Genomic DNA, 25,475 nt, shown 5'->3' on the forward strand with positions numbered 1-25,475 from the left:
AAAATGCAAATTAACGAACAACTGATTCGCGAGATCATTGGGCAGGTCCTGGCCGGCATGGCCCAGCCCGGGGCAGCGCCGAAGCCGGCAGGCGGCCGTTCTATGACGCTGGTGGAAAAAGGGGAGGCCCGCACCGGCAGCCGGTCTGACGAAGTCATTATCGCCCTGGCGCCGGCTTTCGGCAAATTCCAGAATAAAACGATTGTCAATGTGCCCCACAGCGATGTGCTGCGGGAAATGATTGCCGGCATTGAGGAGGAAGGCGTACAGGCAAGAGTTGTCCGCGTTCTCCGGACCTCGGACGTGGCCTTTGCCGCCCACGACTGCACGAAACTCAGCGGCTCGGGCATTGCCATCGGCATCCAGTCCCGCGGTACCACCGTCATTCATCAGAAGGACCTGCCGCCGCTCAGCAATCTGGAGCTGTTTTCGCAGGCGCCGCTGCTGGACCTGGAGGCCTACCGCCACATCGGCAAAAATGCGGCGAAATATGCCAAAGGCGAGTCGCCAACCCCGGTGCCGACCAAAAATGATCAGATGGCCCGGCCCAAATACCAGGCCAAAGCGGCCGTATTGCATATTAAAGAAACCGAACACGTCGTTCCCGGTGCCAAACCGGTTGAACTGGACGTACAGTTTTAACTAACTAGGCGGAGGTGAAATACATGTCTGAGAATAAAATGTTGGAAGACCTGGTGCGCGAAGTATTGAAATCAATGGCGGGAGCGGCCCAGCCGGCGGCAGTGAAAACGACGGTCCAGCCGCAGACGGCGGCGCTTTGCCCGGACCGCGATTATCCGCTGGCCAGCAAACGGCCTGAGCTGTTAAAGACCCCTACGGGCAAAACCCTGGCTGAGATTACGCTGGAGAAGGTTATGAACGGTGAGGTTAACGCCGAGGATGTCCGGATCACACCCCAGACCCTCAGGCTGCAGGCCGAAATCGCCGATGGCGTCGGCCGCTATCAATTTGCCAATAACCTGCGGCGTGCGGCCGAACTGGTAGCTATTCCCGATGCCCGCGTACTGGAGATTTATAATGCCATGCGCCCTTATCGCTCCACCAAACAGGAATTGCTGGCAATTGCCGAGGAAATGGAAGCAAAATACAATGCGAAAATTAACGCCGCTTTCGTGAGAGAGGCCGCCGAGGTTTACGAGCGCCGGAACCGTCTCCGGGCGGACTAAGGTGGGAACCTCATGCCGATTATTGCAGGCGTGGATATTGGCAACTCCACAACGGAAGTATGTCTGGCCCGGCTTGAACAGGGGCAGATAGCAGAATACCTGGCAAGCGGTATTATTAAGACCACCGGGATAAAAGGGACCCTGGCCAATGTGCCCGGTATTGCCATTGCTTTGCAGGCGGCTTTGCGGCAGGCGGGGCTGACCTTGTCCCAGCTTGAGGAAATACGGTTGAATGAAGCTACTCCGGTCATCGGGGATCTGGCGATGGAAACCATTACGGAAACCATTATTACCGAGTCAACCATGATCGGCCATAATCCTTCCACCCCCGGCGGCCTGGGGCTGGGCGTCGGCCTGACGGTAACGTTAAGCGAGCTGGACCGCCTGGCTGCCGGTGAAAAAGTTATCTGCCTGATTCCCGGGGGGATCGATTTTGCCGATGCAGCCCGGGCGATCAACACGGCTGCCGACCGCGGCGTGCTGATCCAGGGGGCGATAGCCCGGCAGGATGATGCTGTCCTGATTGTCAACAGGCTTAACCAGAAAATACCGGTTGTTGATGAAGTCACGCTGCTCGAAAAAGTCCCGGTCGGCATGCTGGCTGCGGTCGAGGTGGCGGAAGCCGGCCAAACCATTGCAACCCTCTCCAACCCCTATGGCATTGCCACGGTTTTTGACCTGACGGCAGAGGAAACCAAAATGGTTGTGCCCATAGCCCGGGCTTTGATCGGCAACCGTTCGGCGGTTGTTGTCCGCACCCCGGCCGGGGATGTCAAGGCCCGTTCGATCCCGGCCGGTTTTATTACCGTTGTCGGGCAGAAAGGCAGGGCCGATGTCGACGTAGAGGCGGGGGCAGCCGCGATTATGGCGGCGGTGGAGCGGGTCCAGCCGGTGCTTGATGTCCAGGGAGAGGCAGGAACAAATGTCAACGGCATGCTGGAACGGGTCCGCCAGGTGATGGCTGAGCTTACAGCCCAGGCGGCCGGCGCCATGAAGATCCAGGATGTGCTGGCTGTTGATACCTTTGTGCCGCAAAGGGTGCAGGGCGGTCTGGCCGGTGAGTTTGCCCTGGAAAGCGCAGTCGCCCTGGCGGCTATGGTCAAAACCAGCCGGCTGCCGATGCAGCAAATCGCCGATAAGCTTACAGAAGAGCTGCATGTACGGGTCGAGATTGCCGGCGTCGAGGCGAATATGGCGGTTCGCGGCGCTTTAACGACCCCGGGTACTGACAAGCCCTTAGCCATTCTGGATATGGGCGGCGGTTCCACCGATGCCGCGATTATTACCAGGGACGGACAGGTCCAGGCCATCCATCTGGGCGGTGCCGGCGATATGGTGACAATGCTGATTAACTCGGAGCTGGGGCTCAATGATTTTGACCTGGCCGAGGATATTAAAAAATACCCTTTGGCCAAGGTGGAGAGCCTGTACCATATCCGGCTGGAGGACGGCACAGTCAAATTTTATGACAGTCATTTGCCGCCCCATGTTTTTGCCCGGGTGGTTATCTTAAAAGACGGCGGCATGGTGCCAATCCCGTTTGACCATGCCCTGGACCGCATCAGGCATGTCCGGCGGGAAGCAAAAAAACGGGTGTTTGTTACCAATGCGCTGCGCTCGCTGGCCCGGGTTGCCCCAACCGGCAATATCAGGCATATTGAATTTGTCGTGTTAGTAGGCGGGTCAGCCCTGGATTTTGAAGTAGCCGATATGGTGACAGATGCCCTGGCTGAATATGGCATTGTCTGCGGGCGGGGGAATATCCGCGGCAGCCAGGGTCCCCGCAATGCCGTAGCCACAGGCCTGGTATTGTCTTATCTTGATAGCGGGGCGTGAGCGATATGCAGCCAGAGCAAACAAGTAACAGACCCAGTATTGTAATTCATATTTTTCCCCATGCCGGTGAGGCGGCGAAGCTGCGGGAAATTCAGGCCGGCATGGAAGAAGAAGGTGTGCCGTATTCCCTGCGAACCGGCACCGACACGGATGCCGTCGCCCTTGGCCATCAGGGCGCTTATCAGTCGGCGCTGGGGGTAGGCGTGGGCATCAGCCCTGACGGACTGTGCATCCATTATCGCAAATTGCCTGCAGGGGAGCCGCTGTTTGTTTTAACAGGCAAGCAGGACGCGGCCGAGTGGCGGCGGTTTGGCTATAATGCCGCCCGCTTGGTCAAGGGTTTGCCTTTTAAGGACCGCCAGGCGGCGGAAGCTGCTGCTGACGAACCTGACGGGCTATATGCGCGGGTCCGCGAGATCGTTCTTAAAATATTGCCGGAATTGGCTCAGGGCCATGGGGAGGTGAATACATGGTCAAAAACGCCTTAGGTTTAATTGAAGTAGTAGGGCTGGCGGCCGGGCTGGAAGCGGCCGACGCCGCCATGAAGGCTGCCAATGTGCAATTGCTTGGTTATGAGCTGACGAAAGGCGGCGGTATGGTTGTCATCAAGCTGAGCGGCGACGTGGGGGCGGTCAAGGCTGCCGTTGACGCGGCCGCGGCCGGGGCAGCCAGGGTAAACAAGGTTTATGCCACACACGTAATACCACGGCCCCAGCGGGAACTGGGCGGTATTATCATCACTAAAGATACGGTCGGGCAACAACCGGCTGCACCGGCTCCGGCTGAACAGGCCCCGGCGGCTGCAACACCGGCTTCGGCCGAAGCGGCTGCAGACAGCAGCCCGGTGCCAGCCGCAGACAGCCTGGAAACGGTTACGGCCATACCGCCGGCCGAGATCTGCAATCTGTGCGGCGATCCGGCCTGCTTACGGAAAAAGGGTGATCCCAGGGTAACTTGCATTCATTATGACAATAACAAGGAGGATGAATAATATGCGTGGAGAGGCATTAGGAATGGTGGAAACCAAAGGGTTAGTGGGGGCTATTGAGGCTGCCGACGCCATGGTAAAAGCGGCTAATGTGGTATTAGTCGGTTATGAGAAGATTGGTTCAGGGTTGGTTACGGTGATGGTGCGCGGTGATGTCGGTGCCGTAAAAGCAGCTACCGACAGCGGTGCTGCCGCCGCCCAGCGGGTGGGCGAGCTAGTGTCGGTGCACGTGATTCCCCGTCCTCATACCGATATTGAAAAAATACTTCCCAAGGTAGAATAAACCGTAATTATGAAGCCAACTAACGGGGTGAGATGATGGAGCAGAAATTACTTGAACAGATTGTAAGCCGGGTATTGGCGGCAATGCCTGATTTGGGGCAGGCCGGGCAGGTTGAAGCAGGTATACCGGTAGGTGTATCCAATCGCCACATCCACCTTTCTGCCGGGCATGTGGAAACCTTGTTTGGCAGCGGTTATACCCTTACCAGGCATAAAGACCTGAAACAGGTAGGAGAATTTGCCGCCCAGGAGACAGTTACCCTGGTAGGGCCGAAAGGGATTATGCGCGGGGTACGGGTTTTAGGCCCGGCCCGTGCTTTTACCCAGCTGGAAATTGCCCGTACCGACGGCTTTAGCCTGGGGGTCATTCCCCCGCTCCGGGATTCGGGCAATATCCAGGGCTCACCCGGCATTGTCATTGTTGGCCCCAAAGGGGCGGTAACCCTGACCGAGGGGGTAATCTGCGCTGCGCGGCATATTCACATGCAGGCCGAGGACGCCCGGCGGCTTAAGGTCGCTGACGGCGACCGGGTCACCGTTAAGGTGAGCGGCCCCCGGGGCGGGACTTTTGACCAGGTGCTGGTCCGGGTAAAACCGGACTTCCGTCTGGAATTCCACATTGATACCGATGAGGCCAATGCGGCGGAACTTAAAACCGGCGATATTGTCACTTTGGTAAAGGCAGGAGAGAGCGCCTGTGGATAGGGAAAAGCTTGTAGCGTTAGTGACGGCCGAGGTCCTGCGCCAGCTCGAACACAGCACCGATTTGGGGGCAGTGCCGCCTGCCGGCGCCGGACATACGGCGCTGATTATCCTCACCGGCGGAACCATCGGTCTGGAGGCAGGACTGGCAGAGCTGAGCAAACTGCAGGCCGCGCACACCGAGCTGACCATTGTTCTTTCCGCCGCTGCCGAAACCATCATCGGCAGCGACCGGATCAGAGAAAAACTGGGTAGCCATGTCAATATCATTACTGCCCGGTCGGCTTATCCCGGTGAGGCGCTGCGGGCGGCCGAGGTTGTACTGGTGCCTGTCCTTACCCAAAATACCGCGGCTAAGCTGGCCAGGACTTTCGCCGATACGATGGCCTCCACCCTGATTCTTCAGGCCTTGATGCTGGGCAAGCCGGTGATTGCCGCCTGCAATGCCGCTGATCCCCAGGACGAATGGCGGCTTAGAAACAATATGTCCCAAGCCGTGCCGGCCTTTAGAGAGGCCCTGCAGGGCAACCTGAAGCAACTCGCACTCTATGGCATTCAGCTTGTGCCTGTGGACACCCTGGCGGCAGCGGCCCAAACCACAGTCTACAGGGAAGAACAACAGCCGCCGCTGCCCGGTCCGGGACAAAAAACTGCCAAAAGGCAGGTGCTTGATGCCGCCATGGTCAGGCGGGCCGCCCAGACCGGTGCGAAGCATATCAGGGTTGCCCGGGGGACGGTTATTACCCCTCTGGCCCGTGATGTGGCCGGCGAATGCGGTGTTGAACTTGTTTACAGTTAGACAAAGAGGGTGAAAAGATGTGGGTAGGAAAGATAATCGGCACACTTGTGGCTACACCCAAGGATGACAGCCTGAGAGGCAGTAAGCTTCTCATTGTGCAGCCCGTAAAGTTCGGCAGCCGTTCGGCCGGCAGCCCGGTTGTGGCCGTAGATACCATCGGCGCCGGCACCGGCGAAACGGTCCTTGTTGTTGACGGCAGCTCCGCCCGCCATGTGACAGGCAACCCGCAGGCGGCGGTGGATGCGGCCATTATCGGTATTATTGACAGTATCGAGATCAAGCAAAGCTTACTTGAGGAGTAGTGGGCTATGAAGGTATATACCAAGACCGGTGATGCCGGAACAACCAGCCTGCTGAGCAAAGAGCGGGTATTTAAAGACAGTCTCCGGGTCCATGCCTACGGCACTGTCGATGAGGCCAATGCAGCCATGGGCCTGGGCAAGTCGTTAAGCGGCAAACACTGGGTCATAGATATTATTCATGGCATTCAGGCGGAGTTAATCCAGCTGAATGCCGATTTGGCAACCAACACGCCGGCGGACAGCAGCGGTTATCGTATTACCGACACCCATGTGGAGCGTCTGGAGAGTATTATTGACACGTTGGAGCAGCGGCGGATCCCGCAGCCGTATTTTGTCACCCCGGGCGGAACGACAGCCAGCGCGGCGTTGGACTTGGCCCGCACCATTGTCCGGCGGGCCGAACGGTGTATTGTCAGGCTCAGGCGCACCGAAACCGTGCCGGCCCCGGTCGCGCTGTATCTAAACAGGCTGTCGGACCTGCTCTATGTGCTGGCAAGGTGTGTTGAACAGGAAGAGCTGGTTGACAGGGTAACCGCTGCTGTGCTGCAGGTTCTGCAAAACCGGCAGCAAATCGACGGGGGGAAGGACGTTATGCTGGAAAAAGCCAAAAAAATGGTGGCCGCCGCTGAAAAAAAGGCAGTGGCAATCGGGGTGCCGATGGTTATCGCTGTTGTCGATAACGGCGGTCATCTTATTATCCAGGAACGCATGGATCAGGCCTTATTGGCCAGTATATCGATTGCCCTGAACAAAGCCTATACCGCCGTTGCTCTTAAAATGCCGACCGAGCAGGCGGCCGCTGTGGCTCAGCCCGGTCAAATGCTTTACGGCCTGAATACAACCGACGGCTGCCGGCTTGTCGTTTTCGGCGGCGGCATACCGATTTGGGACAATGGCACTCTGGTCGGCGCCATTGGCGTAAGCGGCGGCTCAGTTGATGAAGATATAACCGTAGCCAAAGCCGGTCTGGCTGCCTGGTAATGCGGGCGGCCCGGAGCGGAAGGAGGAAGATAAGTGACTATTGACCAAAGCTTAATTGCTAAAATTACAGCGGAAGTGATCGCCAGGGTACAGGGGCAGAACCAGGAAGCTGCCGGTATCGACGGTATTTTTGCAACCATTGACGAGGCCGTGGCAGCAGCGCGTACGGCGCAGCAGCAGCTAAAAAAATTAACGCTGGAAAAGCGGGAGTTATTAATTGAGGCTATGCGGCAGGCGGCGGCTGACAATGCCGCCCTGCTGGCGGAGATGGCAGTCAATGAATCCGGCATGGGCCGGGTGGAGGACAAGATTCTGAAAAACCGGCTGGCGGCTGCCAAAACGCCGGGCACGGAAGACCTGAAAAGCGAGGCCTGGAGCGGTGACTGCGGGTTGACGCTGATCGAGATGGGGCCGTATGGCGTCATTGGCTCCATTACCCCGACAACCAATCCCTCGGAGACCGTAATTTGCAACGGTATCGGGATGATTGCCGCCGGCAATGCCGTTGTTTTCAGCCCCCATCCCACGGCCAAAAACACCTCGCTGACAACTATCAAGCTGCTGAATGCAGCCATTATCAAAGCCGGCGGGCCGGCTAACCTGTTAACGGCCGTGGCTGAGCCGTCGCTGGCCGCCACCAATGCCATGATGCAGCACCCGGGGATTAACATGCTTGTTGCTACCGGCGGTCCGGCCGTAGTCAAGGCTGTCATGTCGGCCGGCAAAAAGGCGATTGGCGCCGGCGCCGGCAACCCGCCGGCGGTTGTCGACGAGACAGCCGATATTGAAAAAGCGGCCCGGGACATCATTGCCGGCTGCTCTTTCGACAATAACCTCCCCTGCATTGCCGAAAAGGAGGTTATCGCTGTCGGCAGTATTGCCGATAAGCTGATGGCCTATATGCAGCGCTATGGCGCGTATTTAATCTCCGGCCAGGACATTGACCGGCTGGCAGCCGTTATTCTGACCGAAAAAGAGGAACAGGCCGCTGCCGGCTGCACGGAGAAACCCAAGCGGGTCTATGGGGTCAATAAGAATTTTGTCGGCAAGGATGCCAAGTATATTTTGCGCCAGATCGGCATCAGTGTTCCGGACAGCATTCGGGCGATTATTTGTGAAACCGGCGCCGATCATCCGTTTGTCGTGGAAGAGCTGATGATGCCGGTACTCCCGGTTGTGCAGGTAAAGGATATTGACGCTGCCATTGCATTAGCCGTCAGGGTTGAACATGGCAACAGGCATACGGCCATTATGCACTCCAAGAATGTGGATCATTTGACCCGGCTGGCCAAAGCCATTGAGACCACCATATTCGTAAAAAATGCGCCTTCCTTTGCCGGGATCGGTGTCGGCGGCGAGGGGTTTACCACCTTTACAATCGCCGGACCAACCGGCGAGGGCCTTACCTCGCCCCGCAGCTTTACCCGCCAGCGCCGCTGCGTTCTTGTTGATGCTTTGTCAATCGTGTAAATTGCTGAACTGCCAAAGGAAGTGGGTGCCAGTATGCGGGAAGAGATTATCGCCGCCGTCAGGGCGGCAGGAGTAGTGGGAGCCGGCGGCGCCGGCTTTCCTACTCATATAAAGATTAATGCCGCTGTGGATACGGTTATCGTCAACGGGGCGGAATGCGAACCGCTCCTTAGGGCCCATCAGTTGATTATGGCCAGTGAAAGCGAGCCGCTTATCATCGGCCTGCGGGCGGTCATGGTGGCGACCGGCGCCGGCCGCGGGGTTATCGGCCTCAAGCGCAAATATGAAGAAGCGGTAACAAAGCTGCAGGCGGCATTAATCAAACTGAATGCCCAGGATATTGAACTGTTTTTTCTGCCGGACATTTATCCGGCCGGCGACGAGCAGGTACTGCTCCATGAAGTAACAGGCCGGATTGTGCCTGAAGGCGGTATTCCGCTGCAGGTGGGGGTTGTTGTGGCCAATGTCGAGACGCTGGTCAACGTGGCCGCGGCCCTTGCCGGCAAACCGGTTATCGATAAATATGTGACCGTAACCGGCGCTGTCAGGCAGCCTGCCACCTTTAAAGTTCCTATCGGCATGGCTATTCATGAACTGATCGGGCTGGCCGGCGGGCCAACCGTTAGCCCTTATGCCGTTATTGACGGCGGCCCGATGATGGGGAAGCTGACCACCACCGATCAGCCTGTCACCAAAACAACCGGCGGCATCATTGTCCTGCCCGGACAGCATTCGCTGATAATGGAAAAAAGCACACCCTGGGCGGCGATTGCCAACCGGGCCAAGGCGGTCTGCTGCAACTGCCGGGCCTGCACCGATGTCTGCCCGCGCCATCTCCTGGGCCATAGCCTGGAGCCGCATCGCATCATGCAGGCTGTTGGCAGAGGCCGGTATCCTGAGGCCGATATTGTGACCAAGGCCCTGTTGTGCTCGGAATGCGGGGCCTGCGATTCTTTCGGCTGTAGTATGGGATTGTCGCCGCGCCGGGTTAACGCTGAACTCAAACGGCAATTTAACCAGGCCCGTTTTAAAAATCCCCATACTGCCGGCCCCCGGGCGTCCCGCCCGCAGCGGGAGCATCGCCTGATTCCCACCAAACGCCTGCTCTACCGGCTGGGGCTGGGGGAATACGATGTCAAAGCGCCGCTGCGGCCAGAGCCGGTCACAACCGGCCAGGTCCGAATATTGCTCTCACAGCATATCGGGGCTCCGGCCCAGCCGGTGGTGCAGAGTGGCGATGTCGTCCGCCAGGGCGATATCATTGCTGTCATACCGGAAGGCGCGGCCATCGGCACAAACTTGCATGCCAGCATTACGGGGCAAGTACAGGCTGGGGACCGCTGGATCGACATCCGGTCAATGTAATCTGTCGGGAGGAAAATAAAAATGAAACGTGCCATCGGCTTGCTGGAGATCAAAAATATTACCAAAGGTATCCTGGTCGCCGATATTATGCTGAAGGCGGCTAATATTGAACTGATTATGTCGCAGCCCCTGTGCCCGGGCAAATATGTGGTGATGGTAGGCGGTGACGTGGGGGCTGTGCAAAGTGCCGTCCGCAGCGGCAAGGGGGTTGGCACAGAAAACATTGTGGATGAGTTTGTGCTTCCCAATATCCATCCCGATGTGTTTCAGGCGCTGTCAGGCTGTACGGAGGTCAAACAGATCAAGGCGCTGGGGGTGATTGAAAGCTACTCGGCGGCCTCAGCCATTGTCGCTGCCGACACGGCGGCCAAAGCGGCCAATGTACAGCTGGTGGAAGTGCGGCTGGCGCGCGGCATGGGCGGTAAGGCGGTTGTGTCTCTTAGCGGCGAGGTCGGGGCCGTAACGGCGGCAGTCCGGGCCGGCAGCAATGCCATTCAGGATAGCGGATTTCTCGTTGATCAGCTGGTTATTGCCGCCCCGCACCAGGGACTGCATCAGGCCTTGTTCTAGTGCCTCATCTTTCTTAAAATCGAGGGAATAGTTTGCGCAGATTTTTTCGGCCGGCTAGGCGGAGGAGCCGCGCATATCGGACATATGTAAGGCGACGACAACAACGCAGGGCGGGAAAAGATGCGCAAACTATCCTTGGTTTTAAGGGAGATGAGGTACTAGTGCCTTGACGGTAAATTTCTGAAAGGTGGGAAAAATGAATGTTTTCTTTCGTTGAAATTGCCGCTGCCTTTGGCGGCGGTCTGCTGGGCGCAGCGATAGGCGCCTTGCCTGCGTTTATCATGGCCGGTATTTTGGTTTTAGCCAATATGCCCGATATGGCATTTGGCCCCTACTTTGGTCCTCATATTTCTTTTGCCGGGGGCGTAGCGGCGGCCGCATTCGCAGCTAAGCGGGGCCTGGAATCGGGCAAAGATATTTTGACGCCATTGGCCAAACTGAACGACGGCTATGTTCTTATCGTTGGCGGCCTGTTTGGCGCGGCCGGGCTTGCAGTGCAAAAACTGCTGGCCGGTTTTGCCACACCTACAGACACCATTGCCCTGACGGTTGCTATTTCCGGCATTGCGGCCCAGCTTATGTTTGGCAGTCGCCAGGTATTTCACCGCTATTCCCTGCCTGACGGCAAAACGGCTTTGTATTTAATTGCTTTGGGGTTAGGCGTAGGGTTAATCTCAGGCTATGCCGCCATAGTTACCAAGAATGTTGTGCTGGGGTTTGGCGTGGCTGCGACAACCCTGATTCTCATACAGTTTATGGGCGCAGGCCCTGTCACCCACCATCTGGCCCTGCCCGGCGCCCTGGCGGCGGCAGCCACCGGCAATATCTGGGCAGGAGCTCTGTTTGGCATACTGGGAGCTTTACTGGGAGACTTTTTTGGCAAGACTATGAATAGCGGTGATACTCATGTTGATCCGCCGGCCCTGACCATTGCCGTGCTGACTTTAGTTGTCGTGCTCTTTCTGCAGTAGAGCAAAAGCTGACGCCTGCCAGACCGGCTGCTTATATTTGAACTTGACGAAATTGATCGAATAATGTAGAATTAAGGCAGAGTGTTATAGAGGGAATGAGCATGAATAATCATAAGCCGCCATTTATGGTGGACAGTATCAAGAGTGTTGGGACCGCAGCGATGCTGCTGGCATTAACCCGGACGATGGCCGACGAGGATACGGTAAAGGCGATGCTTGCCGGACAGGGCTATAAAGTCGTGGTGACGGAAGTAGGCGGGAATTCGGCGGTGTCTGAATTCCAGGGCAAGGTGACGAAAGCGGTGCTGGGAGCCGCGCTGAATACCGGCATCATCACTAAGACCTCAACTAATTACCATGCATTGCTGCATGCGACCGATGAAGCCAAACGGGGCATCCTGGTCAATGTGGCCAGCAGTGCCAGTATTGCCGTCAAAATAGCCATTGTGAGGGATAGTCAGTGGGTTGCTGTTGCCTTATTCGGGGAATCGGCGATTCATCCGCTGACTAACCACGAGCGGGCCGGTCTGGGGATTATGCATTTAGGTATATAAAACAAATAGCGAGCGAATGAGGGACAGAGTGGAATTGTATTCCAAGCTGTCCTTTTTGTGTTTACCCCTCTACATCACGCACCTATCGGTAAAAGAAAAGGAGTGATTGTTGTGAAAGCACTTGCAGGGATAAGAGTACTGGATTTAAGCCGGGTTTTGGCAGGGCCGTACTGCACCATGATGCTGGCCGATTTTGGCGCAGATATTATCAAGATTGAACCACCTGATGTTGGCGACGACTCCCGGGCTTTTGGCCCTTTTATCGGTAAAGAAAGCGCCTATTTTATGAGCCTCAACCGGAACAAGCGCTCAATGACCCTGAATTTCAAACGCCAGGCCGAATGCGACCTGTTTAAAGAAATGGTAAAACAGGCTGATGTGGTTGTAGAGAACTACCGGCCGGGCACCATGGAGAAATTTGGACTTGGCTACGATGTCTTGCAGCAGATTAACCCGCGGCTGATTTATGCTGCCTGCTCCGGTTTTGGCCATACCGGCCCCTACCGGGATAAACCCGCTTACGATATTATTGTCCAGGCTATGGGCGGCATTATGAGCATTACCGGGGCTGAGAACGGGGAGCCAACCCGGATTGGCGCTTCTATTGGTGATGTAATTGCCGGCATGTTTACCGCCTATGGCGTTATGCTGGCCATGTACCACCGGGAGCGGACCGGGGCGGGGCAAAAAGTCGATGTCGGCATGCTGGACTGCCAGCTGGCGATCCTGGAAAATGCGATCGCCCGCTATGTGACTTCCGGCGTAGTTCCCGGGCCGTTAGGCAACCGTCATCCCTCGATTACACCGTTTTCGTCTTACACGGCCAGTGATGGCTATATTATTGTCGGGGCTGGCAATGACCGCCTGTGGGAACGCCTGTGCAATATCCTGGACCGCCCGGACCTGATAAACGATCCACGCTTTGCTAATAATGGCAATCGTACCGCTAACGCCAAGGAACTGGGTGAGATCTTAAATGCAATTTTTACGGCCAGGACAATCAATGAATGGCTCGACATTCTTGAGGCGGCAGGATTGCCGTGCGCGCCAATCAATACCATCGATAAGATTGTCAATGACCCTCATATTAAGGCCCGCGAGATGATTGTGGAGGTGGAGCACCCGGCAGCCGGCAACCTAAAAATGCCCGGTGTGCCTGTAAAGATGTCGGCAACTCCCGGCGCTGTCGAAACCCATGCCCCGCTGCTGGGGCAGCATACGGGGGAAATATTAAAAGAAATTCTCGGCTGGGACGAGGAACAAGTTACCGCGTTTTTTCAGAATAGAGACTAAATGGCAACAGACAGCCCACAAAAAATTGTGGGCTGTCTAAGATAAAAAACCATATAAATAATTTGAATAATAACACTTGCCAAAATAATTAGGATATGTTATCATCTAAATAAGCACCATCCTTATAGCGCCTTAGATTCAAGTCCAGTGCAGTAGGTAGGAAACTTTCCGTTTTCCGTTTGTTGCAAAGTGGTTGTTAATCTGGCCGGATAGTGTTTTTCGTTTATCAAAAAACAGTTTAAATCGCGTTTGACCCATTTAGTGTAAGTAAAGTGAAGGTGTAAAATCAATTAGTTTGTTTCAATTAGCAGCTTGTGTAAGCTTGGTAAGCAGTGTGTACAGTAAATGCTATAGGGATGGGCGCTCCAGGTAAGGAGGAAGGTGTAGGCCTTCCTCCTATTATGTTGGTGAGGTTGCCCGAGGCCCGGACGGAGCGCGGGGGGATAAAGCTATGCATATATTTTTTTGGGATATTGACGGGACGCTGATCAGAACGTCCAAAGCGGGTTTAGTCGCCTTTAGCCAGGCAACGGAAGAACTGTGGCACCGGTCAGTGGATTTTGCCAGTATCAAGGCCGCCGGCATGACCGATAATTTTATTGCCAGGCAGATTATCCGGTCTGTGTTCGGGCGGGAGGCGGAGCCGGCAGAAATGGAACTGCTGTGCCGCCGGTACGAGTCGCTCCTGCCGGCCCAGCTTGCTGCCAGGCAGGGCCTGGTTTTGCCCGGTGTCCGGGAGATCTTGTCAAGGCTGGCCGGACAGGAGGACTGCAAGCTGCTGTTACTGACAGGCAACAGTTCCGGCGGGGCCCGGATAAAACTCAGGCACTTCGGACTTGACGGTTTTTTTGATTTTTCCCGCAGCGCTTTTGCCGGGCAGTGTGAGCTGCGGGTGGATATCGCCCGCAGTGCGCTGGCCACCGTCCACGCCAACTGGGGTATTGCCGACAGGCAGGCAATATACGTAATCGGCGATACGCCCCATGACATCGAATGCGGCAAGGCCATTGGGGCCTGCACCATCAGCGTGGCCACCGGCACCTATTCTGCTGAACAACTGGCAGCCTGCTCGCCGTGGTGGAATATGGATACCCTGCCGGCACCGGAACATTTTATCGCCAAGACAGCAGCCAGAAGGTGTTAGCCTTGTGGCTGCTGTTCTGTTACCCCGTTAAAATATATAAAGATGCTGCACCTGTTGTTAATAACCCAGTTCTTCGCCTGCCACCCAGACATGGATATCAGAGGCCGGCGGACATTTATGCATGACTGTATCTACATTACATAACCGTGACGGCGCCTGGCAGTCAACACAGTGGCCTGTTTTCACACACGGGTTCGGCCGGTTTAACCGCTTGTTGTTTGCCGGTGCGGCTGTGGTCCGGATACGCTCCCGCGCTGCTTCCAGGGACGCAACAATCTTATTGATGCCTGTTAGCACAATAACCTTTTTCGGGCCAAAGATCATGGCTGCGACCCTATTGCCGGTGGCGTCGGTGTTCACCAGCCGGCCGTCTTCCGTGAGGGCATTGGTGCTTGTCAAAAAAACATCACACGTTAATTGCCGGCGCCGGATATCCAGTATCTGCTCCGGGCTTAGACCTGGTTTGTGATGACATAAAACGGTATTGCCCCGTGCTTCCAGCTTCTCCACTAATTCCAGCTGGATCAGTGTCCAGGAACCGCCGATCCCTACGGTTGCAGCCGGCGGGATTACGGACAGCAGTTGGTCTACCGCTGCAGCCGCGGTGGGAAAGTAGGCGGCGGTAAATCTGTTTTTTTGCAGGGCTGCCACCGTCTGCAAGGCCTGTGTTTCAGTATGCACCATTATTCCTCCCAATTAGTTAGTACGATAGTTAACTTACACTTTATTGCTATAATAAACGGTATTATGCTACGATATGTATGTAATTTTAAGAAGGCTGCTGGTTTGGCGGCCTGTGAATCGCTTGCAGCGATACCCCGGGAGCTTTATACCGCCTGAAATATTTGGTATGGGACAAGGCCGCCAGCATGGCGGCAACAGGCTTAAGGCGCAAAAGATGGTGCAGCAGCCAGCAGACAAACGCCACACTGCCAAGGGTATAAAAATATTGGATCATAGAAATCATAATGCCCGGAGCAATCGACATTACTTCATAGCCAAGCTTTCCGGTCAGCCAGAACGTAACCGGCAGGGTAACGATATAGGCAAAGAGGAAGACGGTCAGGGGACTCACCTGGATGGATTGCTGCGGGCAAAAATTCATACAGGCCATACAGCTGTCACACGTGTAGGTCCAGTGCGGTTTGCTGCCAGACATGACAATTGAGTTTTTGGGGCAGATGCGCTGACATAAGCCACAGCCGGTACAGGTATTGGACGCAAAGAATAACTTAGCCAGGACCAACTGGCCAATAATTAAATACATAAGCGATATCCGGGCTAATAACAGGCCGATGCCGAGCGGCAGGAGGCCGCGATAGACAGTCTGCCCGGCAGTTATTGTCCGGGCCAGCTTCGCTACCTTTACCGCGGCTTTATCAACTATGATTTTTACATTCTGCTCATTCAGCCCCCAGTGCACGGCAGTCCAGTTAGAAGGCATATCAACTGCCGCTACGCCCCTGGGTTTATAGCCTTTGAACCACAGGAGCAAGGCGATCAGGTAGCCGGCAGTCCCCTCCATACCGGGCAGGGTCAGGCCAAACATTCTCGTACCTGCCCGTGTCGGCAGGAGTACAGCGTGAACACCGTTGCTCTGAGGCAGGCGGAATATATATTTTATCATTAACCAGGGGGCTGTAAAGCCATGGGTAGGATAGCTGAAAACCAGTAAATCCTGAGCTCCGATGTTGATATCGGCTTGTTTTGTTTCTTTAACCTGAAACAATTCGGCGGGGATTTGTTGGACAGACTCTATAAACCACTTAGCCACCTGGTATGAGTTTCCTGTGCCGGTCATAAAGAAGCCTGTTATTTTAGTGTACATGCAATCACCTCATCCCTATTATATAATTAATAATTAAATTTGTATTGTTATATTATTAATCAAGAATGGAAGGCCGGTGTGCCGATATGGAGGAAGCGCCGCGTAATTGTCGAATTTATTTGTATTAGCGTAAAGCTACCGCAGTCCAGTAATACGTGAAGCAGGAAGAACCGGAAAATGGAGAGGCAAGGATTATTTCTTAACCTGAAAAGAAAAGAGGAGTCAATGTGAAAAGGTCTATTGGAATTCTGGTTATCTCAATGCTGCTGGTTTTTCTCGCCGGGTGCAGCAGCGACAAAAAGGAAGGGGCGTCGCCGCAACAGGCCCAATTACAGACAATTACGCTGGGGCTAATGCCTGATGTCGATTCTATTCCTTTTATTATCGCCGAGGAAAAGGGTTTTTTTAAAGAAGAGGGTTTAACAGTAACGCTGAAGCATTTCAAAAGTGCCATGGAGCGGGACAGTGCCCTGCAAAGCGGTAATCTTGACGGCGCTGTTTCGGATATGCTGGCCGAGGCTTTCGCCAAGGCTGGGGGCTTTGATACCGTGATTACCTCACTGACGACCGGCAGCTATAAGCTGGTTGTCAATAAAGATATTGCCGCCGCTTCCATCCAGGACTTGCAAGGCAAGGATGTGGCTATTTCCAAGAACACAATTATCGACTATGTGACAGACCGGGTAATCGCCGAGGGCGGGCTGACCGCAGAGGCTGTTAACAAAGTGGTTATCCCGCAAATCCCGGCCCGGCTGGAGATGCTGCAAAACGGTAAGATTGCAGCGGCGACATTACCGGACCCGTTGGCGACTGTGGCTGTTAAAAATGGCGCCAAAGTAATAAAAACGTCCGAACAGCTGGGGTTAAATCCGGGGGTGCTGCTATTCACGACCAAGGCGGTGAATCAAAAAGAAAAAGAAATTCAGGCTATGTACCGGGCCTATGGCAAGGCCGTTGATTATTTAGCGCGGGAGCCGATGGAAAACTATATCGATCTGTTGATTGCGAAAGGCGGCTTTCCCCAGGATGTAAAGGGGGTACTCACCCTGCCGCAGTACAAACGGGCGGCTGCCCCGGCCCAAAAAGACATTGATGATGTTATCGCCTGGATGCAGGCCAGGCAGCTTATCAAGCAGAAATACCAGTATTCAGATCTAGTTGATACCCGGTTTGTCAGATAGTGCCATGATTCGAATTCAAGATCTGACAATGAGCTACGAAAGCAGCGGCACCCGCTATGACGCTCTCAGAGCCATTAACCTGGAGCTGGCGCCGGGAGAGACCTGCGCGATCATAGGCCCTTCCGGCTGCGGTAAATCAACTTTGTTAAAAATTCTGGCCGGAATTATTACTGACTTTGCCGGAACGGTTGAAATCAATGAGCAGCCGGTCAGGCCCAAACAGCAGATTATCGGCTTTATTCCCCAAAATTACGGCCTGCTGCCCTGGAAAAATGTTTATGAAAATATTTGCCTTGGTTTTAAAATTAAGCATAAAAAACATGCCGAATACGAAACAGATCTGCATTCGCTGGTTCAACTGCTGGGGCTGAGCGGCCTGGAAAACAGGTATCCGGGAGAATTGAGCGGAGGGCAGCAGCAGCGGGTGGCTTTGGCGCGGGCCTTTTTGTTAAAGCCTGACTTGCTGCTGATGGATGAGCCATTCTCCGCCCTCGATGCTATGACCAGGGAAGAGATTCAGAATGTGTTCCTGAATGTCTGGCGAAAACACTCGGTGTCCACCGTCCTGGTTACCCATCATATGGAGGAAGCCGTGTACTTAGGCCGCAAGATAGTCATTATGGCGGCCGCACCCGGCACGGTCAGCCAAATTGTGGATAACCCTCTATTCGGGGTCGATGGTGTGCGGGACAATAAGGAGTTTTTTCAACTGTGTGTTGAACTGCGAAAGATGATAAAAGAGGATTGGTCAAAGTGAAAGATAAAGGCCCGGGGATTTGGTATCTTTATGGCGTATTTATTTTCTTAGCTACGTGGCAGGTTATCTCGATGGCGGTACAATTGCCGATTATTCCAGCGCCGGGGCAGGTGGCGGAGAATTTAGCCGCCATTTTTATGTCTCAGATTGCTATTCACGGTTTTTACAGCTTATGGCGGATTTTGGCCGGAGTTTTGCTGGCAGTGATTATCGGCATCCCTTTAGGGCTGTGTATGGGCTACTTCCCGGGCTGGGACCGGCTGCTGTCGCCAATCGTCTATCTTACTTATCCGGTTCCCAAAATCGCCCTTTTGCCGGTCATGATGCTGTTGTTCGGCTTAGGGGAGCTTTCAAAAATACTGATGATTTTTCTGATTGTTGTTTTTCAGGTCATTATTGCTGTCCGGGATGGGGTTAAGGGCATTCCCAAAGAAACGTATTATCCCTTATATTCCCTGGGGGCCGGTTTTTTTGATGTATTCCGGGAAATTCTGATTCCGGCTTCCATGCCCAAATTTTTGACAGCACTGCGGGTAGCGATGGCTACAGCGGTTTCTGTATTGTTTTTTACCGAGACATTTGGCACCAAATATGGAATGGGCTTTTTTATCATGGATGCGTGGCTGCGGGTCAATTATTTGGAAATGTATTCAGGTATTGTAATATTAAGCGGTATTGGCCTTGTTTTATTTGGTACAATTGATTACTTGGAAAGAAAAAATTGCAGCTGGCAATATAAATAATAAGAAATATTATCCATATTTATTGAGGAAAAATAAATAGTATTGTATAATGTTGGTTAATATTGATGTTTAAATATTATGACTGAACAACCTCTGTGGGGGGATTCGGTCTTTTATTTTATTTATAAATTATAAAGGGGGAGAAATATGTCGATTAGAACTAAAACCATTGCACTGCTCGTAGTTTCCCTGTTGGTTGTAGGTATGATTATTGCCGGCTCAGGCATGTATGTTTTATACCAGCAGACGCTGAACAGCACGGAGGTTGCTATGCGTAACCAGGCAGTGCAGCTTGCCGGGCAGGTGACTGATCTGTTTAATTCCTTTGCCAAAAGCGGCAAGGTTTATCAGCAGGACAATGACTTGCAAGGCGGCGACCCGGTGCGTATCCAAGCGAAAATCAACACCTATTTCGGTGTGGCCTGGGGAATTGACCGGTTGAATTTTTTGGATGTTGACGGAAAAAGGACAGCTATTGCCCCTTATGATGCCAAAGTTATCGGGGATAATCTTTCAGACCGGAAATTTTACAAAGATACTATGGCGGATAAAAAATCGCATATTAGCGATATCATTATCAACAGGGTTACCGGCGTCCCCTCGGTAGTTGTCACCCAGCCGGTCGCCGGCGCCAATGGTCAATTGGCGGGGATGGTGCTGCAGGCGGTCAATCTGAAAACACTGCAGGACTATCTGGCTCAGGTCAGGGTTGGCTCAACCGGGGAATCAGCCATTGTCGCCCCTGACGGCACACTGATCGCCCATTCCAATCAAGAAATGATCAAAGAACAGAAAAAAATCTCCGAGGAAGTGATGGCCCGGTTTAGCAGCAGCCCCGGGCGGCTGCTAAAGTATACAGACTTGTCCGGGCGTGATTCGGTAGGGTTATTTGTCCCGGTCCAGGGTACAGACTGGTTTGCTATCGTATCGCTGCCGGCCAGTGAGTTCACGGCCGGATTTTTCAGCAGTTTACGGTGGATGGTGACTGCATTGGGCATTGGTCTTATTCTTGTGGGCTTTATTGGCTGGCGGTATCTGCTGAAAACACTGCGCCCGATCGAAAGCCTGGTGCAGGAAGCCACCCGCATCGCCGCCGGCGACCTTACCCTTACCAAGCTGAAGCTGGATTCTAATGATGAAATCGGCCGGCTGGCCCGCAGCTTTGAGCAGATGACAAAAAATCTGCGGACCCTGATGCTTCAGGTGGCCGAAGCGACTGAACAGGTAAGCGCTTCTTCGGAACAATTGAATGCCAGCGCCGAACAGTCCGCCCAAGCCGCGAACCAGGTTGCCGGCGCTATTGCCAAAACCGGTGCCGGGGTTGAACAGCAAACGGCAGGCGTGGCCAACGTGCTGTCGTTGATTGAGGACATTGCCAGTGGCTCGCAGGAAGGGGCCGAGGCCACTAAACTCGCCGCAGATATAACCGGCCAGGCTGTAGTTGCCACTAATGAGGGCAGCCAGGCGGTAGAGAATGCCATTGTCCAGATGAACCAAATTCACAAGACTGTCAGTGATTCGGCCGCTGTTGTGGCCGAATTAGGTGCCCGGTCCAAGGAGATTGGTGTAATTGTCGAAACCATCGCCGGCATTGCGGGCCAAACTAATCTACTGGCGTTAAATGCCGCGATCGAAGCGGCACGGGCCGGTGAACAGGGCCGGGGCTTTGCCGTGGTTGCGGAAGAGGTGCGCAAGCTTGCCGAGCAATCACAGGAGGCTGCCAAGCAAATTTCAGAGCTAATTGGCGAGATTCAGGGGAAGACCGGGCAGGCGGTTGCGGCTATGGCCGCCGGTACGGAAGAGGTGCAAAAAGGAACCACTGTTGTTGATAAAGCCGGCCTAACCTTTAAAGAGATTGAACGCCATGTCAAAGAGGTGGCTCAAATCAGCAAGGGCATAGCAGCCGGGTTAAATGAAGCGGTAGATGCCAGCAATCAGGTGCTTACGGCCATTAAGGCTGTTGATGCCGTCAGTAAGGAGATTGCGGGCCAGTCCCAGAATATATCGGCCGCAACCGAGGAACAGTCGGCATCCATGCAGGAAATTGCGGCTTCCAGCCAGTCCCTAGCCCAGTTGGCGGAAGAACTCCAGCAGGCTGTCCGGCAGTTTAAAATCTAGCTATAATTGATTGTTGAAGCCTGGAATAGCACTTACGCTATTGCAGGCTTCCTTTGTTTACTGGCCGCTCATTCTCCCGAATCCCAATAGCCCCTGTAGCTGGTCAGGCTAAAAGATTCGGCCGGTAAGCCGGAGACAAGTGTATGAACATAACAGGCGCCATAAGAGAAATTTAGTTTGCGGGGCCGGCCGGCAGGATTGTTTAAATAGATACAGAATCTGTAAGGATAGAAAATAATCATTAGGAGGTGTATGCTAATTGACAAAAATACTGGCACTGCAGGGAAGTCCGAAGCCAAATGGCACCAACAGCCTGCTTATTGATGAAGTGCTGCGTGGAGCAGCCGCCGCCGGCGACGTGGAGGTGCAAAAAATTCTCATTAATAAACTTAAGGTTGCCCCCTGTCAGTCCTGCGATTACTGTATGCACACCGGCCGTTGCCGCTTACAGGATGATATGGTGTCTGTCTATGAAAAAATTGTGGCTATGGATGCTTTCATTTTTGCCGCCCCGGTGTACTTTAACGGTATGAGCGCCCAGGCAAAAGCGGTGGTTGACCGCTGTCAGCCTTTTTGGTCGGCCAAATATATTGTAAAAAGAGATGTGTTTGGCGGACGCAAGCGGCCGGGTGTATTTATTGCCACCGGTGGACAACCCCTTTATAATGAACAGTTTGTTGGCTCGCTGCATGTCATAAACTTATATTTTAAGATGATTAGCGTAAAAAATACCGGCAACCTGACTCTGGCGGACCTTGATGCCAGACCGTTAGCCAGCCGCCCTGACGATCTGGCTCAGGCCTTTGCGCTGGGCAGGAATTTAATCGGCGGCGGCAATCCTAATGCAAGCTGACTGCCGGGCGTTAGCGCTGCGACAGTGATTTCATCGATTAATCAACTCATCAAAAAAGCCGGTACGCCGGTTGCATGGCGAAAGGATAGTTAGCTGTGGAACTAGTCTTTTTTCTAAAAGGGATTGTTTTAGGATTTTCAATAGCGGCACCGGTAGGGCCTATGGGCCTGCTTTGTATTCGCCGTACCTTAGCGCAAGGTTTGATCAGCGGTTTAGTTTCCGGTTTAGGAACCGCTACCGCCGATGCCCTTTATGGCTGTATAGCTGCTTTTAGTCTAACGGCCATAGCCACCGTCCTCCTGGAGCAGCAATTTTACTTACGCTTGTTTGGCGGCCTGTTTTTACTGTATTTAGGCTATACCACCTTTACCGCCTTACCGGCAGCAGCAACCGCCAATTGTGGCGATAAAAAACATTTGACCACCTATATATCCGCTTTTGGCTTAACTTTGGCCAATCCGCTTACCATCATGGCATTTGCGGCTGTGTTCGCGGCTTTGGGCATCGGTGAGGCGGCAGGCAGTTACCAGGCGGCAGGCGCGCTGGTCCTCGGCCTGTTTATCGGGTCAATGCTGTGGTGGCTGACCTTAAGCAGTCTGGTGGTGCTGCTTCGCTCCCGCTTTGATCCTAAGCGGCTGGCCTGGATTAACCGCCTATCCGGTGTGATCATTGCCGGTTTCGGTATCGTGAGCCTTATTGCCAGCCTTTCCTGAAACCGGGAGGGAGGAAGCCCTGTCCTATTCCCGGGATGACAGCTGTTTGTCAGTCCGGCAGGTCGCTGTCTGGCCGGACGGCTCAACCTCATTTACATAATTTTGGCCCCATTCACAGAGCGAGGCCAAAATGGGCAGGAGGCTTTTGCCGGCAGGGGTCAGGGAATATTCGACCTTGGGCGGTATCTGCGTATAGATGTAACGGTTTACCAAACCACTTTGCTCCAGTTCTCTGAGCTGCTGGGTCAGCATTTTTTGTGTAACCTTCGGCAGGGCTCGTTTCAGTTCACTAAACCGCAGGGTGTTTTCACCCAGATACCATAAAATAAGCGATTTCCACTTGCCGCCGATAAGCTCTAAGGTTAATTCCATGGAACATTGATATTCAGAATTTTTAAAATAAATCACAATATCATCCTTTCGGTATCTAAATAGGTACTAGGAAACAAATAAGTGCGTACTTGTTGTGCTGTATACCAATAATTATAATTATAGCAAAGGATTCAGCCTGAGAAAATAAAAAAAGTATAAGAAAAGACTTGGCTGTGTCAAGTCCTTCAGGACACCGGCAGAAGCCGCCTGTGCCCTTGCGGGTATAGGCGTTCTTATGTCCACAGAATTTATTTATAAATTCTGGTAACTAAAATAGGGGGGATATGGAATGAAAGTAGTGGCTTTTAACGGCAGCCCGCGGGCGAATGGCAATACTGCGCAGGGGATTCACATTGTGCTTGCGGAATTAAAAAAGGCAGGCATCGAAACCGAGATGATCCAGCTGGGAGGGCGCAAGGTTTTTGGCTGCCTGGCCTGCGGTAAATGCTGGGAAACCAGGAATAACCGCTGTATTCGGCAGGATGATGAGATGAATGCATTCATTGAAAAAATTCAGGCGGCTGACGGCATTATTATCGGGTCGCCCACTTATTTTAGCAATGTTTCGCCTGAGGTAAAGGCACTGATTGACCGTTGCGGCTTTGTTGCCAAGGCCAATGGCGGGGACCTGCTCCGGGGAAAAGCCGGTGCTGCCGTGGTTTCCGTCCGGCGGGCCGGTTCCACCTTTACCTATGCGGCCATAAATTTCTTTTTTGGCATTGCCGAAATGGTTATTCCCAGTTCCAGCTACTGGAATATGACTTTAGCCCTGGAGCCGGGCGACATTCAAAAAGATGATGAGGGAATACAAACCTTTCAGACCCTAGGCCGGAATATGGCCGGTGTGCTGAAGAAACTCAATAGTTAAGCAAGAGGCGCTAGCCGGCCTGGTCCGGCAATGTAAAAAACCGCGGCAATTCGCGGTTTTTTACATTCCGGGTTCTGTTATGTTTAGCCGCCAGGAGCTGCTGCCATGCGGGCCGGCCCGCGGCTGGCTCCGGCGTATAACGGTTATCACCCCGGCGCATACTTTAAAAAATAGGGTAGAAGTGAGGGGATGGATATGAAGGAGTTTTGTTCTACCGTGGTGGCTATCACCCAGGACAATCGTGTTGAAACGGCAAGCGCCGTGCAGGATATTTTGACCAGCTACGGCTGCCATATACGGGTTAGATTGGGGCTGCATGATGCGGACCGTGACCAGTGTACAAACAGCGGGATTATTTTATTGCAAATGTGTGCCGAACAAAAGGTAATAGCGGCATTTGAGCAGGACCTTAACCGGGTTCCCCATGTCAAAACCCAATATATGACCCTGCATTGATCCTGCTCTCCGCAATCAGCCGCAGGCCAATTCAGCCAGGATAATTCTTTGCAGTTTACAGGCCCGGTCGGCCCAGGAATTTTCCCGGGCGTACTGAATCCCGGCAGCTCGTTTTTTTTCATCTGCCGCCGGTAAAACAACCGGCAGCATAGCCTCAGTGAGGAAAGTAACATAGGCCGGCGGAATTTCCGGCAAAGGCGCGCTCAAAACCGGGATGCCGCCGGCAAGATATTCCCAGAACTTTACCGGATTGACCCCTTTCGTCATTTCCGTCAGCCTGAACGGAATCAAACCGTAACTAAAATTACTCAGATAACGGGGCAGGTCAGCATAATCCTGATGGTGCAGATAATGCATATTACGGTGGGGAAAGGCTATCGACTGCCGGCATAATAATGAGCCAATAAACACGAACTCATAATCAGGCAGGCATCTGGCCAGGGAATTGACCAGATTCATGTCCAGCCAGGGAGCAATAGCGCCCATGTAGCCGATAATCGGCTTACTGCCGGCAAAGGGCGGGCTTGCGACTGGGTGGCGCGTTTGCGCCGCTTGGAAATGATCGTAATCACAGCCATTGGGAATAAAATAGACCTTCTCCGGGGCTATCGCCCGGGCCCGGCTGACAAGGGAACAGGCCGTGGCTGTGACCACATTCGCCTGTTGTACCGCCCGGGCATAAGCCGGGAGCCAGGAAATGAATTCGCCGGCCGGTTCATCCACAGAATCAAAGATAATCAGGTCAGGCTTGGCAGACCGGATTGGGGTGATATGGGCCGGATAGGTGAAATAAGCCGTCAGCGGGCGGCCGGGGTAATTACTCCTGGCCCACCCGGCGGTTGTGGTGAAATCCCAGCCATTGGCCAGCAGCAGGTTTTCTTTTAGCTGCATAAGACCGTCAGGATGACGTTTATGCAAATTGACATTGCAAAAGATACAGGTGCAGTCCAGCCTCGCCAGGGCCTTTAGTAGCTGTTGCGGCCGCTGGTGCAGATAATCCCAGTCAATTGTCGGGGGATAGATAATAACAGGCTGCATGATATCACCTCCCTGTCATTATATTCCCGGGCAGGGGTAGTATTGCCGGTTTACTAAAGTAAAGCTCGTGCACTTAACTAAGTCGCACGAACTTTACTTGCCAG

General features: G+C 53.7%; 29 protein-coding genes. 25 read left to right on the plus strand and 4 right to left on the minus strand.

Annotated features, from left to right (window positions below; all coding sequences use genetic code 11):
• Nucleotides 1-3: 3 nt before the first annotated feature.
• The 17 genes from ACZ481_RS06540 (at nt 4) to ACZ481_RS06620 (ending at nt 14,444) form a co-directional block, all read left to right on the plus strand.
• Nucleotides 4-642 carry a propanediol/glycerol family dehydratase medium subunit gene (locus tag ACZ481_RS06540; RefSeq protein WP_464769359.1) on the plus strand — a complete coding sequence of 213 codons (639 nt, stop codon included), beginning with the start codon at nt 4-6 and terminating at the stop codon, nt 640-642.
• Between the two features lie 23 nt (nt 643-665).
• A complete protein-coding gene (locus ACZ481_RS06545) occupies nt 666-1,187 on the plus strand; it encodes a diol dehydratase small subunit (protein WP_464769360.1) in 522 nt (173 codons plus the stop codon).
• 12 nt (nt 1,188-1,199) lie between these two features.
• Nucleotides 1,200-3,023, plus strand: a complete 1,824-nt coding sequence (locus ACZ481_RS06550; protein ID WP_464769361.1) for a diol dehydratase reactivase subunit alpha — start codon at nt 1,200-1,202, stop codon at nt 3,021-3,023.
• Nucleotides 3,024-3,028: 5 nt separating this feature from the next.
• Complete coding sequence (locus tag ACZ481_RS06555; RefSeq protein WP_464769362.1) at nt 3,029-3,511, plus strand: glycerol dehydratase reactivase beta/small subunit family protein; 483 nt, start codon at nt 3,029-3,031, stop codon at nt 3,509-3,511.
• Entirely contained in the window at nt 3,493-4,014 is a 522-nt protein-coding gene (locus ACZ481_RS06560; RefSeq protein ID WP_464769363.1) for a BMC domain-containing protein, read from the plus strand. Before ACZ481_RS06555 ends, ACZ481_RS06560 begins: the two co-directional genes overlap by 19 nt.
• 1 nt (nt 4,015) lies before the next feature.
• Nucleotides 4,016-4,294: an ethanolamine utilization microcompartment protein EutM gene (gene eutM / locus ACZ481_RS06565; protein WP_325535780.1), complete on the plus strand. Its 279-nt coding sequence runs from the start codon at nt 4,016-4,018 to the stop codon at nt 4,292-4,294.
• 83 nt (nt 4,295-4,377) lie between these two features.
• Nucleotides 4,378-4,998: a phosphate propanoyltransferase gene (pduL, locus tag ACZ481_RS06570; protein WP_464770588.1), complete on the plus strand. Its 621-nt coding sequence runs from the start codon at nt 4,378-4,380 to the stop codon at nt 4,996-4,998.
• Nucleotides 4,991-5,794 (plus strand): flavoprotein, encoded by an 804-nt coding sequence (locus ACZ481_RS06575; RefSeq protein WP_464769364.1) that lies wholly within the window; start codon nt 4,991-4,993, stop codon nt 5,792-5,794. Before pduL ends, ACZ481_RS06575 begins: the two co-directional genes overlap by 8 nt.
• A gap of 17 nt (nt 5,795-5,811) precedes the next feature.
• Nucleotides 5,812-6,096 (plus strand): EutN/CcmL family microcompartment protein, encoded by a 285-nt coding sequence (locus ACZ481_RS06580; RefSeq protein ID WP_464769365.1) that lies wholly within the window; start codon nt 5,812-5,814, stop codon nt 6,094-6,096.
• A 6-nt stretch (nt 6,097-6,102) separates the two neighbouring features.
• A complete protein-coding gene (locus ACZ481_RS06585; protein WP_464769366.1) occupies nt 6,103-7,077 on the plus strand; it encodes a cob(I)yrinic acid a,c-diamide adenosyltransferase in 975 nt (324 codons plus the stop codon).
• A 33-nt stretch (nt 7,078-7,110) separates the two neighbouring features.
• The gene (locus tag ACZ481_RS06590) at nt 7,111-8,547 is read left to right on the plus strand and encodes an aldehyde dehydrogenase family protein (RefSeq protein ID WP_464769367.1); all 1,437 of its coding nucleotides are present in this window, start codon (nt 7,111-7,113) and stop codon (nt 8,545-8,547) included.
• A gap of 33 nt (nt 8,548-8,580) precedes the next feature.
• Entirely contained in the window at nt 8,581-9,912 is a 1,332-nt protein-coding gene (locus tag ACZ481_RS06595) for an SLBB domain-containing protein (RefSeq protein WP_464769368.1), read from the plus strand.
• 21 nt (nt 9,913-9,933) lie between these two features.
• Nucleotides 9,934-10,482 (plus strand): BMC domain-containing protein, encoded by a 549-nt coding sequence (locus ACZ481_RS06600; RefSeq protein ID WP_464769369.1) that lies wholly within the window; start codon nt 9,934-9,936, stop codon nt 10,480-10,482.
• Nucleotides 10,483-10,682: 200 nt separating this feature from the next.
• Nucleotides 10,683-11,453: a DUF7973 family transport facilitator gene (locus ACZ481_RS06605; RefSeq protein ID WP_464769370.1), complete on the plus strand. Its 771-nt coding sequence runs from the start codon at nt 10,683-10,685 to the stop codon at nt 11,451-11,453.
• Nucleotides 11,454-11,554: 101 nt separating this feature from the next.
• The gene (locus ACZ481_RS06610; protein ID WP_464769371.1) at nt 11,555-12,007 is read left to right on the plus strand and encodes a HutP family protein; all 453 of its coding nucleotides are present in this window, start codon (nt 11,555-11,557) and stop codon (nt 12,005-12,007) included.
• 111 nt (nt 12,008-12,118) lie between these two features.
• Nucleotides 12,119-13,300, plus strand: coding sequence for a CaiB/BaiF CoA transferase family protein (locus ACZ481_RS06615; protein ID WP_464769372.1), 1,182 nt, complete (start codon nt 12,119-12,121; stop codon nt 13,298-13,300).
• A gap of 451 nt (nt 13,301-13,751) precedes the next feature.
• A complete protein-coding gene (locus ACZ481_RS06620; RefSeq protein WP_464769373.1) occupies nt 13,752-14,444 on the plus strand; it encodes an HAD family hydrolase in 693 nt (230 codons plus the stop codon).
• 57 nt (nt 14,445-14,501) lie between these two features.
• Here ACZ481_RS06620 and ACZ481_RS06625 read toward each other — a convergent pair whose 3' ends face one another.
• Together ACZ481_RS06625 and ACZ481_RS06630 are read right to left on the minus strand one after the other, a co-directional pair.
• Nucleotides 14,502-15,128, minus strand: coding sequence for a lactate utilization protein (locus ACZ481_RS06625; RefSeq protein WP_464769374.1), 627 nt, complete (start codon nt 15,126-15,128; stop codon nt 14,502-14,504).
• 85 nt (nt 15,129-15,213) lie between these two features.
• Nucleotides 15,214-16,272 (minus strand): EFR1 family ferrodoxin, encoded by a 1,059-nt coding sequence (locus ACZ481_RS06630; RefSeq protein ID WP_464769375.1) that lies wholly within the window; start codon nt 16,270-16,272, stop codon nt 15,214-15,216.
• A 260-nt stretch (nt 16,273-16,532) separates the two neighbouring features.
• On the opposite strand from ACZ481_RS06630, the gene ACZ481_RS06635 reads away from it, so the two are divergent.
• From ACZ481_RS06635 to ACZ481_RS06660, 6 genes are all read left to right on the plus strand, one after another.
• The gene (locus ACZ481_RS06635) at nt 16,533-17,453 is read left to right on the plus strand and encodes an ABC transporter substrate-binding protein (RefSeq protein WP_464770589.1); all 921 of its coding nucleotides are present in this window, start codon (nt 16,533-16,535) and stop codon (nt 17,451-17,453) included.
• A 4-nt stretch (nt 17,454-17,457) separates the two neighbouring features.
• Nucleotides 17,458-18,210 (plus strand): ABC transporter ATP-binding protein, encoded by a 753-nt coding sequence (locus tag ACZ481_RS06640; protein ID WP_464769376.1) that lies wholly within the window; start codon nt 17,458-17,460, stop codon nt 18,208-18,210.
• The gene (locus ACZ481_RS06645; RefSeq protein WP_464769377.1) at nt 18,207-18,953 is read left to right on the plus strand and encodes an ABC transporter permease; all 747 of its coding nucleotides are present in this window, start codon (nt 18,207-18,209) and stop codon (nt 18,951-18,953) included. The genes ACZ481_RS06640 and ACZ481_RS06645 overlap by 4 nt, the downstream gene beginning before the upstream one ends.
• A 147-nt stretch (nt 18,954-19,100) precedes the next feature.
• Complete coding sequence (locus tag ACZ481_RS06650) at nt 19,101-21,071, plus strand: methyl-accepting chemotaxis protein (RefSeq protein ID WP_464769378.1); 1,971 nt, start codon at nt 19,101-19,103, stop codon at nt 21,069-21,071.
• 259 nt (nt 21,072-21,330) lie between these two features.
• Nucleotides 21,331-21,924, plus strand: coding sequence for a flavodoxin family protein (locus ACZ481_RS06655; protein ID WP_464769379.1), 594 nt, complete (start codon nt 21,331-21,333; stop codon nt 21,922-21,924).
• A gap of 95 nt (nt 21,925-22,019) precedes the next feature.
• Entirely contained in the window at nt 22,020-22,637 is a 618-nt protein-coding gene (locus ACZ481_RS06660; protein WP_464769380.1) for a LysE family translocator, read from the plus strand.
• Between the two features lie 24 nt (nt 22,638-22,661).
• Here ACZ481_RS06660 and ACZ481_RS06665 read toward each other — a convergent pair whose 3' ends face one another.
• Nucleotides 22,662-23,045 (minus strand): winged helix-turn-helix transcriptional regulator, encoded by a 384-nt coding sequence (locus tag ACZ481_RS06665; RefSeq protein ID WP_464769381.1) that lies wholly within the window; start codon nt 23,043-23,045, stop codon nt 22,662-22,664.
• 253 nt (nt 23,046-23,298) lie between these two features.
• On the opposite strand from ACZ481_RS06665, the gene ACZ481_RS06670 reads away from it, so the two are divergent.
• The gene (locus tag ACZ481_RS06670; RefSeq protein ID WP_464769382.1) at nt 23,299-23,877 is read left to right on the plus strand and encodes a flavodoxin family protein; all 579 of its coding nucleotides are present in this window, start codon (nt 23,299-23,301) and stop codon (nt 23,875-23,877) included.
• Between the two features lie 195 nt (nt 23,878-24,072).
• Nucleotides 24,073-24,333, plus strand: coding sequence for a CPF_0552 family protein (locus tag ACZ481_RS06675; RefSeq protein ID WP_464769383.1), 261 nt, complete (start codon nt 24,073-24,075; stop codon nt 24,331-24,333).
• 15 nt (nt 24,334-24,348) lie between these two features.
• Here ACZ481_RS06675 and ACZ481_RS06680 read toward each other — a convergent pair whose 3' ends face one another.
• Nucleotides 24,349-25,371 (minus strand): glycosyltransferase family protein, encoded by a 1,023-nt coding sequence (locus tag ACZ481_RS06680; RefSeq protein ID WP_464769384.1) that lies wholly within the window; start codon nt 25,369-25,371, stop codon nt 24,349-24,351.
• Between the last annotated feature and the right edge of the window lie 104 nt (nt 25,372-25,475).

The sequence above is a fragment of the Sporomusa intestinalis genome (assembly GCF_055383785.1).

Excerpts from the sequence above, each read along its gene's own strand:
- ACZ481_RS06540 (WP_464769359.1), top strand. The coding sequence starts at position 4 with ATGCAAATTAACGAACAACTGATTCGCGAGATCATTGGGCAGGTCCTG.
- ACZ481_RS06545 (WP_464769360.1), top strand. The coding sequence starts at position 666 with ATGTCTGAGAATAAAATGTTGGAAGACCTGGTGCGCGAAGTATTGAAA.
- ACZ481_RS06550 (WP_464769361.1), top strand. The coding sequence starts at position 1,200 with ATGCCGATTATTGCAGGCGTGGATATTGGCAACTCCACAACGGAAGTA.
- ACZ481_RS06555 (WP_464769362.1), top strand. The coding sequence starts at position 3,029 with ATGCAGCCAGAGCAAACAAGTAACAGACCCAGTATTGTAATTCATATT.
- ACZ481_RS06560 (WP_464769363.1), top strand. The coding sequence starts at position 3,493 with ATGGTCAAAAACGCCTTAGGTTTAATTGAAGTAGTAGGGCTGGCGGCC.
- eutM (WP_325535780.1), top strand. The coding sequence starts at position 4,016 with ATGCGTGGAGAGGCATTAGGAATGGTGGAAACCAAAGGGTTAGTGGGG.
- pduL (WP_464770588.1), top strand. The coding sequence starts at position 4,378 with ATGCCTGATTTGGGGCAGGCCGGGCAGGTTGAAGCAGGTATACCGGTA.
- ACZ481_RS06580 (WP_464769365.1), top strand. The coding sequence starts at position 5,812 with ATGTGGGTAGGAAAGATAATCGGCACACTTGTGGCTACACCCAAGGAT.
- ACZ481_RS06585 (WP_464769366.1), top strand. The coding sequence starts at position 6,103 with ATGAAGGTATATACCAAGACCGGTGATGCCGGAACAACCAGCCTGCTG.
- ACZ481_RS06595 (WP_464769368.1), top strand. The coding sequence starts at position 8,581 with ATGCGGGAAGAGATTATCGCCGCCGTCAGGGCGGCAGGAGTAGTGGGA.
- ACZ481_RS06600 (WP_464769369.1), top strand. The coding sequence starts at position 9,934 with ATGAAACGTGCCATCGGCTTGCTGGAGATCAAAAATATTACCAAAGGT.
- ACZ481_RS06605 (WP_464769370.1), top strand. The coding sequence starts at position 10,683 with ATGTTTTCTTTCGTTGAAATTGCCGCTGCCTTTGGCGGCGGTCTGCTG.
- ACZ481_RS06610 (WP_464769371.1), top strand. The coding sequence starts at position 11,555 with ATGAATAATCATAAGCCGCCATTTATGGTGGACAGTATCAAGAGTGTT.
- ACZ481_RS06620 (WP_464769373.1), top strand. The coding sequence starts at position 13,752 with ATGCATATATTTTTTTGGGATATTGACGGGACGCTGATCAGAACGTCC.
- ACZ481_RS06625 (WP_464769374.1), bottom strand. The coding sequence starts at position 15,128 with ATGGTGCATACTGAAACACAGGCCTTGCAGACGGTGGCAGCCCTGCAA.
- ACZ481_RS06630 (WP_464769375.1), bottom strand. The coding sequence starts at position 16,272 with ATGTACACTAAAATAACAGGCTTCTTTATGACCGGCACAGGAAACTCA.
- ACZ481_RS06635 (WP_464770589.1), top strand. The coding sequence starts at position 16,533 with ATGCTGCTGGTTTTTCTCGCCGGGTGCAGCAGCGACAAAAAGGAAGGG.
- ACZ481_RS06640 (WP_464769376.1), top strand. The coding sequence starts at position 17,458 with ATGATTCGAATTCAAGATCTGACAATGAGCTACGAAAGCAGCGGCACC.
- ACZ481_RS06650 (WP_464769378.1), top strand. The coding sequence starts at position 19,101 with ATGTCGATTAGAACTAAAACCATTGCACTGCTCGTAGTTTCCCTGTTG.
- ACZ481_RS06670 (WP_464769382.1), top strand. The coding sequence starts at position 23,299 with ATGAAAGTAGTGGCTTTTAACGGCAGCCCGCGGGCGAATGGCAATACT.
- ACZ481_RS06675 (WP_464769383.1), top strand. The coding sequence starts at position 24,073 with ATGAAGGAGTTTTGTTCTACCGTGGTGGCTATCACCCAGGACAATCGT.
- ACZ481_RS06680 (WP_464769384.1), bottom strand. The coding sequence starts at position 25,371 with ATGCAGCCTGTTATTATCTATCCCCCGACAATTGACTGGGATTATCTG.